This is a genomic window from Rhodococcus sp. JCM 9793, assembly GCF_055380405.1.
The window spans coordinates 4,012,701-4,027,001 of sequence record NZ_AP043721.1; the positions used below are offsets into that span (position 1 = coordinate 4,012,701).

The following is a 14,301-nucleotide window of genomic DNA, read 5'->3' on the forward strand; positions in this document are numbered from 1 at the left end:
CGATGACACGGGGCCGGTACCCTGGTTCCGGTGAACGATGAGTCCGCTCCGGTGTTTCGCCTGTCCTACGTCCCTGGCGTGACCCCTGCCAAGTGGGTTCGGGTGTGGAAGGAACGAATTCCGGACATATCGATCGAGCTCGTTCCGGTGGAGTCGACATCGGGAGCCGAGTGCCTGCGGGACGGCACGGCCGATATTGCGCTGCTGAGGTTGCCGCTCGAGCGTGACGGACTGTCGGTGATCACCCTCTACACCGAGACCTCGGTTGTGGTCGTGCCGAAAGAACACGCGATCGCCGTCGTCGACGAGGTATCGGTGTCGGACCTCGCGGACGAGACCGTGCTGCATCCCCTCGATGACGTGCTCGATTGGGTGAGTATGCCCGGCGAGGAGGCATTCGAGAGGCCCGCGACCACTGAGGACGCGATCTCGCATGTCGTGTCCGAGGTGGGGGTACTGGTGACGCCGCAGTCGCTCGCTCGTCTGCATCATCGCAAGGATCTGACCTATCGGCCGGTCGTCGACGCTCCGCAGTCGCAGGTCGGCCTCGTGTGGCTCACCGACCGCACCACCGAACGTGTGGACGAGTTCGTCGGCATCGTCCGGGGGCGGACCGCGAACAGTTCCCGTGGCCGGCAGGATCACCCAGAAACGGAAGCCGCACCGAAGAGCACCGGCAAACGTCGGGGCGAGCGCCAGGGTTCGCAACCGAAGAAGGTCGTCGGCGACAAGAAGCCGAAGTCGCGCCGCGGAGCCACCGGTCGAGGCAAGAGCGCCGGACGCTCCCGCCGCGGACGCGGCTGATCAGCGTCGTCCACCGCGCGGCCGATCAACCGACGACGCGGCACTGCGGCGGTGCCTGCGACCGCAACACGTCGGCCAACGCTCTGTAGTCGTCGGCACGCGCGCTCGATGCCCGGAAGACCAACCCGATGGTGCGTCCCGGCTCGGGTGCAGCAAAGTGTGCCACGGCCAGGTCGCCGCCCGCTGTTTCCACCGGTACCGCCGATGCGGGCACGAGTGTGACGCCGAGACCGCCTGCAACGCATCGCACGACGGTGGCCAGGGAGGTTGCGCGGGTGTCCCCCGCATCGGGCCTCGCGTCGACGGATCGGCACAGATCGAGCGTCTGGTCGCGGAGGCAGTGGCCTTCGTCGAGAAGCAGGAGTGGGAGTTCGTCGAGGATCGACAGTGGGAGATCGACCTGGCCTGCATAGCGATGGTCCGTGGGTACGACGAGGATGAAGTCCTCGGCGTACAGCGGGATCTCCACTACCCCGGCGACATCGGACGGTAGGGCGAGCACGGCGACGTCCAGGGTGCCCGAGCGCAGCGCACCGAGGAGCCGGGCCGTCTGGTCCTCGATCACGTGCACGGCGAGATTGGGCATACGCGTGCGGAGTTCAGGGAGCAGGCCGGGCAGGAAATAGGGCGCGACCGTGGGAATCAACCCGATCCTCAGCGGGCCCGAGAAGCCGTCGGACACTCCCGCTGCCGCGGCGACGAACCCGTCGGTGGCGTCGAGAATCGCCTTGGCCTGGGCGAGGAGTCGCGCACCCGCGGGGGTGACGAGCACGCGGCGGGTGCTTCTTTCGATCAATTGCACGCCGAGACCGTTCTCGAGCGACGCGAGTCCCTGCGACAGTGTGGGTTGGCTCACATTCAATCGTGCTGCGGCCGTTCCGAAGTGCTTATAAGTGGCGACGGCCACGAACGCACGCAGCTGTGACAGGGTCGGGTGATAAGTCTGATCGGACACGCCTATCAGTGTAGTGCGAGTAATCACCTTTACCTTTTGAAAATTTTCCGGCAGGATGAATCTCGTACCGGAGAACGGACCGCAAGGATCGTCCGGTAGCGCACAGATCCACGTCATCGGGCGTGGCGTGCGTGTTCGACTCGCTTGTTCACGAGACACCCCCACGAGAGGACCGAAAATGGCATTGCTGACCATCGGCGATCAGTTCCCCGCTTTCAACCTGAAGGCCCTCATCGGCGGCGACCTGTCGCAGGTCGACGCCGCACAGCCCGACGACTACTTCACCACCATCACCAGCGACGACTACGCCGGCAAGTGGAAGGTCGTCTTCTTCTGGCCGAAGGACTTCACCTTCATCTGCCCGACCGAGATCGCCGCATTCGGCAAGCTGAACGAGGAGTTCGCGGACCGCGACACGCAGGTCCTCGGCGCGTCCGTGGACAACGAGTTCGTGCACTTCCAGTGGCGTGCACAGCACGAGGATCTCAAGACCCTCCCCTTCCCGATGCTGTCGGACCTCAACCGTGAGCTCGTCTCCGCCACCGGCGTTCTGAACGCCGACGGTGTCGCCGATCGCGCCACCTTCATCATCGACCCGAACAACGAGATCCAGTTCGTGTCCGTCACCGCCGGCTCCGTGGGCCGCAACGTCGACGAGGTCCTCCGGGTCCTCGACGCCCTGCAGTCCGACGAGCTGTGCGCGTGCAACTGGAAGAAGAACGACCCGACCCTCAACGCGGGCGAACTCGTCAAGGCAGCGCTGCAGTGAGTGTCGACAATCTGAAGAACGCTCTCCCCGAGTACGCGAAGGATCTCAAGCTCAATCTGAGTTCGCTCGCTCGCTCGACCGAGCTCAACGAGCAGCAGCTGTGGGGCACGTTCCTCGCTGCCGCGGCCGCCACCAAGTCGGCGACCGTGCTCACGGAGATCTCGGAAGAAGCCGCTGACGTGCTGTCGGCAGAAGCGTACAACGCCGCACTCGGCGCAGCGTCGATCATGGGCATGAACAATGTCGCTTACCGCGCCAAGGGCTTCCTCGGCGACGAGTACGCACAGGTGCGCATGGGCCTGCGGATGAACATCATCGGCAGCCCCGGCGTCGAGAAATCCGACTTCGAGCTGTGGTCACTCGCAGTGTCCACGATCAACGGATGCCACGACTGCACCGCAGCGCACGACAACGTCGTCCGCAAGGAAGGCCTCACCAAGGAGCAGGTCTGGGAGGCCGTCAAGGTCGCCGCGACCCTTCAGGGCGTGGCCCAGGCGATCACCGCCAGCGAGATCCTCGCCGGCGCCAACGCCTGATCTACCGCGTCGACGGAAAGGGACCTCTCTTCGGAGAGGTCCCTTTCCGCATCCCCGGGCCCCACGAAAATGCATGGCTATGCGGTTGTGGTCGACGGACTTCCGCCCAGCACCTCACCCTCGGCGATATCGGTCGCGTCGAGCACCACTTCGATCTCACCACCGAACTCGACACCGGGCGCCAACGGCAATCTGTCACCGCTCCAGAACCTTCCCGGGTCGTACCAACTGCTCCCCCGATGTCGTTGCTCGAGGATCCCCATCGCCTCCATCGTCACTGCTACGACCTCGGCGCAGTACGCATTTTCGAGACCGGACTCGCGTCGCTTCAGGCGAGGTACGCGACCCGCGAACCATCGACCGGCGAGTTTCGCTGTGGAGGGGAAGGGTGTTCCGTCCAGGCGAGCGATGGTACGCAGCAGCTGATCCTCTTGTTCCCCGGTGACGGGAACAGAGAGTTGACGAAGCCAACCGCGCTGCCCGTAGCGCGCTCCCCACACCTGTACCGCGCTGCGCAGATCGTGCAGTTGGACGCCACGTTGATGCCGACCGGTCCACATGTCGGGCAGGCTCCGCCCCAGTTCCGCATGCCACATCAGCGGCGGCAGGTCAGCGAATGCCACCGTCATGCCGACATGGTTGACAGGGGCATTGGTCAGCGTCTGGATGGCCCGGTCCGCCCCACTCTTACCACGGAAGACCCAGATGTCCCCCGTACGTGTGAGATCCACTGCCTTGTCCAGAGTGAGACGCGACGGCGTCGGACCGGGTTGCATGATACCTCCGGGTTACTCGAGGAAAGCGTGCCGTGGACCACTCACAGCTAGGGTCGCTGTATGACTCTTCGTACCAGCACGATGTGGAAGTTGCTCGGACTGGCCGGCGTTGTGGGAGTCGCGGCGACCGGTGCGATCACCCTGCGAAACGAACGCAGGCGCCGTGACTACACTCCCGACGAGATCCGGTCCGTCCTTCATGAACGGTACGCACGAGCAGTCGCCGCGCAGGACAGCACCGAGGAAATGCCCCTCACCGCGGTCCCGGTGAGCCCGAAGAACCGGATCCGCCGTCTGTTACGACGGATCCGGTCACGGCGCTGAGGCATTTCCATCGGCACCGGTTTCGCATCAGCCCAGGGCTGCAGCGAAACCGTCGGCGAGATCCTGCACCTGGTCGTCCGTCATCACGAACGACGGCGAGATCTGCATTGCGCCCTGACCCGCCGCGCGGCCCGAGATGCCGTGCTCCCGAAGGGTTTTCACGAAGCTCGGGGCCTCTCCTGGATCGGCGAGTTGCACAGCCGCGACAGCACCGATACCGCTACGCACCTCCGCGACCTTCGGATGATCTGCGAGCGGAGCGAGCTTCTCGTGGAGCGTCTTCTCGAGGCGCGCCGAATCGTCGAGCAGATTCTCGCGTTCGAGGATATCGAGGTTCGCGTGTGCGGCCGCGGCCGCCGCCGCGTGACCACCGTAGGTGTAGCCGTGGCGCCACCACACACCGCCGGCGAAGAACGGTTCGGCGACGCGCGGTGCCACGAACACCGCACCCATCGGCAGGTATCCCGACGTCAGGCCCTTGGCTGTCGTCACGATGTCGGGCTGCAGATCGAACCTCGTCGACGCGAACCACGAACCGCCGATCCGGCCGAACCCGGTCACCACCTCGTCGACGACGAACAGGATGTCGTGGTCGCGGCAGATGTCGCGGATCTCCGCGAGGTAGCCGTCCGGCGGCAGGTATACGCCCCCGGCGCCGATGATCGGTTCGCAGAAGAATGCCGCGATGTTGTCGGCCCCGATCTTCTCGATGAGTTCGAGCAGACCTTTGGCGTCGTTCCAGGGCACGGTGGCCGTGTCGGTCCACAGCTCGCCGTAGCCCTCTGCATTGACGGGTATACCCGCCATCGACGTGCCGCCGACGTGCATCCCGTGGTAAGCCTTCTCGCGGCTGATGATCAGTGTCTTGCTCGACCGCCCGATCTCCTGCCAATAGCGGCGGGCCAGCTTCGCTGCAGTATCGATCGAGTCTGAGCCGCCCGAGGTGAAGAAGATCTTACTGCCGGGGACCGGTGCGATCTCCGCGAGCCGCTCGGCGAGAGCGATCGTGGGCTCGGCAGCGAAATCACCGAAGTTCGAGAAGTGCGCGACCTTCGCGAGCTGCGCGGCAACGGCCTCACCGATCTCGGTACGACCGTGTCCGACGTTGGCGAACCACAGGCCTGCTGTCGCGTCGAGATAGCGGGTACCGGCGTCATCCCAGATGTATGCGCCCTCTCCACGGGCCACGACGAAGGCCCCGTCCCGCTCCACGACACCCATATCGGCGAATCCGTGCCACAACGCACCCACAGTCAGCTCCTGTCCACGACTACCGGTTTTCCACCATCGTATGGGTTGGACAGTTCCATGAAAGTGGACGATCTATGCCGCGATCGAAAGAGTGCACGATCTCGTATTCGCTTCGGCAGGACCTGTGAGCTCAGCGCGCCGCGTTCGGCCTACGGTCCGTAGCAAAACCCGCAACGACCTCATCGACCGCACCGGCGGCCGTCGGTCCCTATGTCCCTACTCTCGTATCTCCCCCTGTAGGAGACGCAAGAGAATTCGCCGACGATCCGTTGATGCGCCGACGCGCCGGTCATTGCGCGGCCTCGGGCACTCGTCGGCCGACCCGCTTCGCGCGCACCGGTGTCGCACCATCGTTCCGATAGTAGCTAGGCTGTATGACCAGCATGTCCATCTCTCCTGCCCCGAACCGCCGCGACCTTCGCGCAGCCCTGACCGAGGTGTCGCTCAGCGACGAGCATCGGTTCCGGCGCCGCCTCGATCGAGCCCGCGGCGATGACGCGCTCACCAAGATCGCCCGCGACATCGACTCCGCACGCGCACGCCAAGCGCAGCGCCTCGTGTCCGTCCCCGAGATCCGGTACCCGGAAGACCTTCCGGTATCCCAGCGCAAGGACGACATCGCGGACGCGATCCGCGACCACCAGGTGGTCGTGGTCGCGGGCGAGACCGGGTCCGGCAAGACCACTCAGATTCCGAAGATCTGTCTCGAACTCGGACGCGGTGTGCGCGGCCTCGTCGGGCACACTCAGCCCCGTCGTATCGCGGCGCGTGCGGTCGCCGAGCGACTGTCCGAAGAACTCGGCTCCGAACTCGGCGACACCGTCGGCTATACGGTTCGCTTCACCGACCAGGTGTCCGATCACACCCTGGTCAAGCTGATGACCGACGGTATCCTGCTCGCCGAGATACAGCGGGACCGCATGCTGCGCCGCTACGACACACTGATCATCGACGAGGCGCACGAACGCAGCCTCAACATCGACTTCCTCCTCGGGTATCTCAAGCAGCTACTCCCCCGCAGACCCGACCTGAAGGTGATCATCACCTCGGCGACGATCGACCCCGAACGATTCGCGGAACACTTCGCCGACTCGGACGGGACGCCGGCCCCGATCGTCGAGGTCTCCGGGCGCACGTATCCGGTCGAAGTGCGGTATCGGCCGCTGACCGTCGAGCGGGGCGACCAACTCGTCGACCGCGACCCTGTCGACGCCGTGTGCGAAGCGGTCGAGGAGCTGCAATCGGCCGGCGACGGCGACATCCTCGTGTTCCTGTCGGGTGAGCGCGAGATCCGCGACACCGCCGACGCACTGCGCGATCGTAAACTGCGCAACACCGAGATCCTCCCCCTCTACGGCCGATTGTCGGCGGCCGAACAACACCGCGTCTTCACCGGGCACACCGGACGTCGCGTCGTGCTGTCGACCAATGTCGCCGAGACCTCGCTGACGGTGCCCGGGATCCGCTACGTCGTCGACCCCGGTACTGCCCGCATCTCTCGGTACTCAGTGCGGACGAAGGTCCAGAGACTGCCCATCGAGGAGATCTCGCAGGCGTCCGCTCGACAGCGCGCCGGTCGTTGCGGTCGTGTCGCCGACGGTATCTGCATCCGCCTGTATTCAGAGGACGACTTCGAGTCGCGTCCCGAGTTCACCGAACCCGAGATTCTGCGCACCAACCTCGCGTCGGTCATCCTGCAGATGACGGCACTCGGTCTTGGCGAAATCGCGTCGTTCCCGTTCGTCGAGCCACCCGACCCACGCGCGATCCGCGACGGTATCGCCCTGCTGCACGAGCTCGGCGCGATCGAACCCGCCTCCAAGGACGAAACCCCACGTTTGACCGATACCGGCCGGGAACTCGCGCGTCTGCCCGTCGATCCCCGCATGGCGCGCATGATCGTCGAGGGGCACCGCAACGGATGTCTGCGCGAGGTCCTCATCATCGTGTCGGCGTTGTCGATCCAGGATGTCCGCGAGCGGCCCACCGAACATCAGCAGGCGGCCGATGAGAAGCACGCGCGGTTCAACGTCGACGGATCCGATTTCCTCGCCTTCCTTCGCCTGTGGGACTACCTCAAGGAACAGCGGAAAGAGCTGTCGTCCAACCAGTTCCGAAAATTGTGCCGCAGCGAGTTCCTGCACTGGATGCGTATCCGGGAGTGGCAGGACCTCCAGGGGCAGCTCCGCCAGATCACGCTGAACCTCGGTTGGGAGACCGCACACCGGGAGGTCAGCGACGACAGGGTCCACCAGTCACTGCTCGCCGGACTGCTCTCGCATATCGGATTGCGCGAGGGCGACAAACGCGACTTCCTCGGCGCACGCGGGGCACGTTTCGCGATCTTCCCTGGCTCGTCCCTGTTCAAGAAGCCACCTCGATGGGTCATGGCCGGCGAGCTGGTCGAGACGTCGCGACTGTGGGGCAGGATGGCGGCGCGGATCGAACCCGAGTGGGCGGAGAAGCTCGCTCCTCACCTGATCAAGCGCACGTACTCGGAGCCGCATTGGTCGACCAAGCAGCAAGCGGCGATGGCATACGAGCGTGTCACGCTCTACGGCATCCCGCTCGTCGCCCAACGCCGGGTCCAGTACGGACCGATCGATCCCGAGGCTTCGCGCGAGCTGTTCATCAGGCACGCGCTCGTGCAGGGCGAGTGGCAGACCCGACACAAGTTCTTCCACGAGAACCGGGCGTTGCTCGATGATGTCGAAGAGCTCGAGCACCGCGCGCGGCGGCGCGACCTGGTCGTCGACGATGACGCACTGTTCGAGTTCTACGATCGACGTGTCGGACCGGAGGTCGTCTCCGCCAGGCATTTCGACACCTGGTGGAAGCAGGCCCGGCAGAACGAACCGGGCCTGCTGACCTTCACTCCCGAGACGGTGGTAAATCAGGACGCGGCGGCAGTTCTGGAGGGCGACTACCCAGACGCATGGCGACAAGGCGAGCTGCAGTTCCCGCTGACCTACCAGTTCGAGCCGGGCACCGAGGACGACGGTGTCACCGCCAGGATCCCGGTGGCGCTGCTCGCGGGAGTCCGACCCGTCGGATTCGATTGGCTGGTTCCCGGACTACGCCACGAACTCGTCACCGCCCTGATCAAGAGCATGCCGAAACAGATTCGACGCCAGGTGGTTCCGGCACCCGATTTCGCGAAGGCCGCTCTCGCGTCGGTGACCGCGCGTAGTGAGCCTCTCGTCAACGCGCTCGCCCGTGAGTTGTCGCGGCTCGGGAACTGCAGGATCGAACCGGGTGACTTCACTCCATCGGCACTGCCCGATCACCTGAAGATGACGTTCGCAGCGATCGACGAGAGCGGAGGGGTACTGGGCCGCAGCAAGAGCCTCAGCACGCTGCGACAGCAGCTCTCGACGCGGGTCGACGCCGAGGTCGCGCGTGCCGCCTCGGGCACCGAACGTGCACCGGCGGTCGCGTGGACGGCCGAGACCCTCGGTACGCTGCCGCAGACGGTCACACGTGAGGTCGGCGGACAGCAGGTGACCGGCTATCCCGCCCTGGTATCGGAGGGCGAGGGTGTCGCGGTCCGCGTGCTGAGCACGCCTCAGGCGCAGCGCGCCGCCACCCGCGCCGGGTTGCGCGCACTTCTTCTCGCCGCTGCGCCCACCAAGGCGAAGGTCGTGACCTCCGGTCTGACGAACCCGGAGCGACTGGCGCTCGGCCGCAATCCGGACGGTTCGTTCGACGCGCTCATCGAGGACTGCCGGGCGTGCGCAGTCGACGAATTGATCGCCGCGCACGGGAAGCCGGTACGGACTCCCGAGGAATTCGACGCGCTCGCCGCGGTCGTGCGCAGCGAACTCCCCCGACGCGTCGCGCACCTGCTGAAGTCCGTGGTCCCTGCACTGAGCAAGGCCCATCAGGTGGGCGTGCTGCTGGATCGGGTTCGCGGTGAGGCCGCGGACGACGTCCGCGAGCAACTGTCTTCGTTGCTCTTCGCCGGGTTCGTCACCGACCTGGGCACTCGTCGCCTGGCCGACCTACCCCGTTATCTCGCTGCCGCCGCTCAGCGGCTCGAAGCGCTGCCCGCAAGCGCTAATCGCGATGCCCAGGCCATGGATGTCCTCGATCGGGTGTATGCGGCCTACGACAAGCTGCTCGCGCGGTTGCCGCAGGAACGCCGAACCGCACGCGACGTCGTGGATGTCTACTGGATGATCGAGGAGCTGCGTGTGAGCTTGTTCGCCCAAGGGATGGGCACGCGGGTTCCGGTGTCGGAGAAGCGGGTACTGAAGGCCATCGATTCGATCCGCTGACGAAACGATCGCCACGCGACCGACCGGCAGGTCCGGACGGATCAGTCCATGTCGGCGGAGACGTCGCGGGTGCGTTGATGTTCGCGCAACTCCGTGATCTCACGTTCGAAATCCTCGGCGGAGCTGAAGGATCGGTACACCGAGGCGAATCGGAGGTAAGCGACCTCGTCGAGGTCGCGCAAAGGCCCGAGGATCGCAAGCCCCACCTCGTGGCTGGGTATCTCCGGTGCGCCTTTGGCGCGCACGGCGTCTTCGACCTGTTGCGCAAGCTTGTTCAGGGCGTCGTTGTCTACATCGCGTCCTTGGCAGGCGCGCGCGACACCGCGCACGACCTTCTCGCGGCTGAACGGCTCGGTCACGCCGCTGCGCTTGACGACCGACAGCACGGCGGCCTCGACCGTGGTGAATCGGCGACCGCACTCCGGACACGCCCGACGACGGCGAATCGCGGCGCCCTCGTCGGCTTCACGCGAATCGACGACCCTGGAGTCGGGGTGCCGGCAATACGGGCAGTACATGTCGATTCCTTCGTCGCTGCCGTGGTGGCCGCGACGTCGCCGACGAAACGATGCCGTACTCGAAGGATCGATCTCGCCCGGGGGCAGGGTCGTCCCGACGCGACCACACGGGGTGGTGTGACTGACAGATTCAGACAATACCCGCACATGTCGTGTGCTCCTGGAATCCGGGTGGGTCGACACCGCGCCGTCATCTCCCACCGGTGACCGCTCCCCTCGCCCCGACGGGCGACGCCGCCTCGGTCACGACCGGTATGGAGCGGCCGGATTCCGCTGAGATCTGGCTCGTACGAATATGCGCGACACAGAGGATCGCCGTGACCGCGACGGCCGTGAACACCACCGTGGCGAGTACCTGCAGCAGCGAGTGACGTACGCGGATGGCAGGTGGGTGCGCACAGGACCTCCCCTCGTACCGAACCGGGTACCGATCGTCGCCCCCCGCCCACAGCGGCGATGCCGGTGGGATCGCACTCGTCCCGGCCGGAGCGGTCGTGCGGAATTCCGTCAACAGTGCTGCGCCCATCGGATCCTCCGTGGCAGTCATGAGTCGGTAGATTCGCCCACCTATTCGAACGAATACGTGTTCGAGCTTTCTATCACGACCGGCCGAACTTGTCGCTGGTTTGTTCGAAACAATCTCGAACAGATGTTTGATATACGGACCGGATCCGGTTAGATTCGAAAGGTCACACACAACACATCAGAAACTCGACGCACGGAGGTCACGACCATGACGGACGCCAACTCCGCGACCAGCCGGCCGAAGAAGTCGTCCGGCACCGACAGCACCGCGCTCACCGAGCGTCAACGCCGCGTCCTCGAAGTGATTCGCACATCGGTTGCCGAGCGGGGATACCCGCCGAGCATCCGCGAAATCGGCGACGCGGTCGGCCTCAACAGCACGTCCTCGGTCGCACACCAACTCCGCACCCTCGAGCGCAAAGGCATGCTGCGCCGCGACCCCAACCGCCCGCGCGCGGTAGACGTACGCGGGTTCGACGACCCGCAGGTCACGCCCGACACTGCCGGCGAGGTCATTCCGGCAATCTCTTCCGACGACATCCCGTCGGCCGCACTCGTTCCCGTGGTCGGACGCATCGCAGCGGGCGGTCCGATCCTCGCGGAGGAGGCCATCGAGAACGTCTTCCCACTCCCCCGTGAAGTTGTCGGCCAGGGGTCGCTGTTCCTACTGAAGGTCGTCGGCGAATCGATGATCAACGCGGCGATCTGCGACGGCGACTGGGTTGTGATTCGCCAGCAGAATGTCGCCGAGAGCGGCGACATCGTTGCAGCCATGCTCGATGGCGAGGCCACTGTCAAGACGTTCAAACGGGTGAAGAACGACGTCTGGCTCATGCCGCACAATCCGATGTTCGAACCGATCCCGGGTAACGACGCCGTCATTCTCGGCAAGGTGGTCACAGTCATCCGCAAGCTCTGACCGTAGATCCTCCGGCCGCACATCACGGCCCGGCACCTGCACCGTTAGACACATCGAGGCCGGTGTGGTTCCACCTCGGTGGAACCACACCGGCCTCGTGCGGTGCGTCAGCGATCAGGGGCGCAGCGGTCAGATGTTCAGACTGCGGCCGATGACCTCCTTCATGATCTCGTTCGTGCCGCCGTAGATCTTCTGGACCCGAGAATCGAGGTACGCCTTCGCAATCGGGTATTCACGCATGTAGCCGTAACCGCCGTGCAGCTGGAGGCAGCGGTCGATGAGCTCGACCTGCTTGTCAGTAGTCCAGTACTTGGCCATCGCAGCTTCCTGCACGGTGAGGGCACCGACGTTGAGCAGCTCGACGCACTTGTCCACGAACACCCGGGCAAGCAGAGCTTCCGTCGACAACTCGGCGAGCTCGAATCGGCTGTTCTGGAACCTGCCGATCGGCTTGCCGAAGGCCTTGCGGTCGCGGCAGTACTGGATCGTGTCCTCGAGGACCTGTTCCATCGCGGCGGCCGCGACCACAGCGATCGACAGCCGCTCCTGCGGAAGGTTCTGCATCAGGTAGATGAAGCCCAGGCCCTCTTCGCCGAGCATATTGGCGGCGGGGACACGCACGTCGTCGAAGCTGAGCTCGGCGGTGTCCTGCGCGTCGAGACCGATCTTGTCGAGATTGCGGCCACGCTCGAAGCCCGGCATGCCGCGCTCGACGACAAGCAGGGAGAAGCCCTGTGCGCCCTTCTCCGGGTCGGTGCACGCGACCACGATCACCAGGTCGGCGTTGATCCCATTGGTGATGAACGTCTTGGATCCGTTGAGGACCCAGTCGTCACCGTCGCGAACCGCGCGAGTCTTGATGCCCTGGAGGTCACTGCCGGTGCCGGGCTCGGTCATCGCGATGGCGGTGATGATTTCGCCGGAACAGAATCCCGGGAGCCACCGCTTCTTCTGCTCCTCGTCCGCGAGGTTCAGCAGGTAGGGCGCCACGACATCGTTGTGGAGCATGAAACCGACACCGCTGTATCCCCCGCGAGTGGTCTCCTCGGTCAGAACGACGTTGTAGCGGAAGTCGTCGACACCTCCGCCACCGAACTCTTCGGGTACGGCCATTCCCAGAAACCCCTGGGCGCCTGCCTTCTTCCACACTTCGCGGTCGACGATCTTGTCCTTCTCCCACTGCTCGTGGAAAGGCGCCACCTCCTGTTCGAGGAACTTCCGGTACGACTCTCGGAACAGGTCGTGTTCGGGCTCGAAAAGGGTGCGTTCCATCTGCGCTCCTGGTCAGTGACGACGTGGACATATCCACGGTATGCACGCGGATGCACGGTGACTCTGACAGGAGCGAGCAGATTTTGTGACCGGGACAACCTGAAGTCAGCTGCGCAGGTCGGCCAATCGGCGCAGGAGCGGGTAGGCGACGAGGATTCCCATCGAGCCCCACGCGATGCCACCGAGCTCGACCGATCCGATCGACAACGTCAGGTCGCCGATACCTGCGACGAGCGCAGCTGCCACCACCATGAGGTTGACCGGGGAGGTGAAGTCGATCTTCGCGTCCATCCAGATCCGCACGCCCAGGAGCCCGATCAGCCCGTACAGGACGAGTGTGGCGCCGCCGAGAACACCGTCGGGCACCGTGAACACGAGCGCCCCGAACTTCGGGGAGAAGGCGAGCACCACCGCGGTCAGCGCAGCCACCCAGTACGCGGCCGTGGAATACACGCGGGTTGCAGCCATGACGCCGATGTTCTCGGCGTAGGTGGTGGTGCCCGATCCACCGCCTACGCCGGCAATGGTGGTCGCCAGTCCGTCGGCGAACAGGGCGTCACCGGCGACGTCGTCGAGGTTCCGACCCGTCATCGCGGCGACTGCCTTGACGTGGCCCACATTCTCGGCGATCAGGACGATGACCACGGGCAGCGTCAGCAGCACGACGGACAATTCGAAGGTCGGCGCTCGTAATTCGGGTGCGCCGAACCAGGCTGCCGCCTGCAGCGCATCGACTCGGTCGGGAGCGAGCCCCCCGCTGAACCATGCGAAGACCCACCCGATGACCACACCGACGAGGATCCCCAGTCTTCCGAAGAGGCCGCGGCCGAGCACCGTGACCACGAGGATGGACACGAGAGTGACGGCACCGATCAACGGTTGTGCTTCGAACGATCCCGCCGCGGTCGGTGCGAGATTGAGTCCGATCAGAGCGACCACCGCACCGGTGACGACGGGAGGCATCACCGCGTCGATCACACGCGAGCCGAGCACCTTGACGATCAGACCGATGACGGCAAGCACAACGCCGGCTGCGACGATACCGCCGAGCTGCGCGGCCGGACCGCTCCCCGCAGATGCCGACAGGGGCGCGATGAATGCGAAGGACGATCCTAGATAGCTCGGTACCCGACCTCGGGTGATGAGCAGGAACAGAACGGTGCCGATACCAGAGAAGAGCAATGTGGTGGTCACCGGGAATCCGGTGATGGTCGGCACGAGCAGCGTGGCGCCGAACATGGCAATCACGTGCTGCATACCGATACCGATGGTGCGCGGCCACGACAACCGCTCGTCGGGAGCGACGACCGCACCGGCCTCGATCTGTCGTCCGTCACCGTGCAATGCCCAGCCGAAACCCATGTTGCGACTCGTC

Annotated in this window: 13 protein-coding genes; 6 read left to right on the forward strand and 7 right to left on the reverse strand. The window is 65.1% G+C overall.

Annotated elements, in window-relative coordinates; genetic code table 11:
* The first annotated feature begins 30 nt into the window (after positions 1-30).
* The gene (locus ACZ46K_RS20660) at positions 31-804 is read left to right on the forward strand and encodes a LysR family substrate-binding domain-containing protein (protein ID WP_054806178.1); all 774 of its coding nucleotides are present in this window, start codon (positions 31-33) and stop codon (positions 802-804) included.
* Positions 805-829: 25 nt separating this feature from the next.
* Here ACZ46K_RS20660 and ACZ46K_RS20665 read toward each other — a convergent pair whose 3' ends face one another.
* Complete coding sequence (locus ACZ46K_RS20665) at positions 830-1,759, reverse strand: LysR substrate-binding domain-containing protein (RefSeq protein WP_054807050.1); 930 nt, start codon at positions 1,757-1,759, stop codon at positions 830-832.
* Positions 1,760-1,937: 178 nt separating this feature from the next.
* Between ACZ46K_RS20665 and ACZ46K_RS20670 the strand changes: the two genes are divergently transcribed.
* Together ACZ46K_RS20670 and ahpD are read left to right on the forward strand one after the other, a co-directional pair.
* A complete protein-coding gene (locus ACZ46K_RS20670; RefSeq protein WP_054716170.1) occupies positions 1,938-2,528 on the forward strand; it encodes a peroxiredoxin in 591 nt (196 codons plus the stop codon).
* Complete coding sequence (gene ahpD, locus ACZ46K_RS20675; protein WP_054807049.1) at positions 2,525-3,064, forward strand: alkylhydroperoxidase, AhpD family; 540 nt, start codon at positions 2,525-2,527, stop codon at positions 3,062-3,064. The genes ACZ46K_RS20670 and ahpD overlap by 4 nt, the downstream gene beginning before the upstream one ends.
* A 77-nt stretch (positions 3,065-3,141) precedes the next feature.
* On the opposite strand, the gene ACZ46K_RS20680 is transcribed toward ahpD, so the two are convergent.
* A complete protein-coding gene (locus tag ACZ46K_RS20680) occupies positions 3,142-3,840 on the reverse strand; it encodes a hypothetical protein (RefSeq protein ID WP_054807048.1) in 699 nt (232 codons plus the stop codon).
* Between the two features lie 60 nt (positions 3,841-3,900).
* Between ACZ46K_RS20680 and ACZ46K_RS20685 the strand changes: the two genes are divergently transcribed.
* Positions 3,901-4,164 (forward strand): hypothetical protein, encoded by a 264-nt coding sequence (locus ACZ46K_RS20685; protein WP_464744495.1) that lies wholly within the window; start codon positions 3,901-3,903, stop codon positions 4,162-4,164.
* Positions 4,165-4,191: 27 nt separating this feature from the next.
* Here ACZ46K_RS20685 and ACZ46K_RS20690 read toward each other — a convergent pair whose 3' ends face one another.
* Entirely contained in the window at positions 4,192-5,385 is a 1,194-nt protein-coding gene (locus ACZ46K_RS20690; protein WP_464749424.1) for an aminotransferase family protein, read from the reverse strand.
* 413 nt (positions 5,386-5,798) lie between these two features.
* On the opposite strand from ACZ46K_RS20690, the gene hrpA reads away from it, so the two are divergent.
* Positions 5,799-9,692 (forward strand): ATP-dependent RNA helicase HrpA, encoded by a 3,894-nt coding sequence (gene hrpA, locus ACZ46K_RS20695; RefSeq protein ID WP_464749425.1) that lies wholly within the window; start codon positions 5,799-5,801, stop codon positions 9,690-9,692.
* Between the two features lie 41 nt (positions 9,693-9,733).
* Here hrpA and nrdR read toward each other — a convergent pair whose 3' ends face one another.
* Both nrdR and ACZ46K_RS20705 read right to left on the reverse strand, forming a co-directional pair.
* Complete coding sequence (nrdR, locus tag ACZ46K_RS20700; protein ID WP_464744496.1) at positions 9,734-10,210, reverse strand: transcriptional regulator NrdR; 477 nt, start codon at positions 10,208-10,210, stop codon at positions 9,734-9,736.
* Positions 10,211-10,400: 190 nt separating this feature from the next.
* The gene (locus ACZ46K_RS20705) at positions 10,401-10,757 is read right to left on the reverse strand and encodes a hypothetical protein (protein ID WP_054806952.1); all 357 of its coding nucleotides are present in this window, start codon (positions 10,755-10,757) and stop codon (positions 10,401-10,403) included.
* 186 nt (positions 10,758-10,943) lie between these two features.
* Between ACZ46K_RS20705 and lexA the strand changes: the two genes are divergently transcribed.
* Positions 10,944-11,654 carry a transcriptional repressor LexA gene (lexA, locus tag ACZ46K_RS20710; RefSeq protein ID WP_054806951.1) on the forward strand — a complete coding sequence of 237 codons (711 nt, stop codon included), beginning with the start codon at positions 10,944-10,946 and terminating at the stop codon, positions 11,652-11,654.
* A gap of 129 nt (positions 11,655-11,783) precedes the next feature.
* On the opposite strand, the gene ACZ46K_RS20715 is transcribed toward lexA, so the two are convergent.
* Both ACZ46K_RS20715 and ACZ46K_RS20720 read right to left on the reverse strand, forming a co-directional pair.
* Positions 11,784-12,926 carry an acyl-CoA dehydrogenase family protein gene (locus ACZ46K_RS20715; protein WP_464744498.1) on the reverse strand — a complete coding sequence of 381 codons (1,143 nt, stop codon included), beginning with the start codon at positions 12,924-12,926 and terminating at the stop codon, positions 11,784-11,786.
* 105 nt (positions 12,927-13,031) lie between these two features.
* Positions 13,032-14,288: a uracil-xanthine permease family protein gene (locus ACZ46K_RS20720; protein ID WP_464749427.1), complete on the reverse strand. Its 1,257-nt coding sequence runs from the start codon at positions 14,286-14,288 to the stop codon at positions 13,032-13,034.
* Positions 14,289-14,301 lie beyond the last annotated feature (13 nt).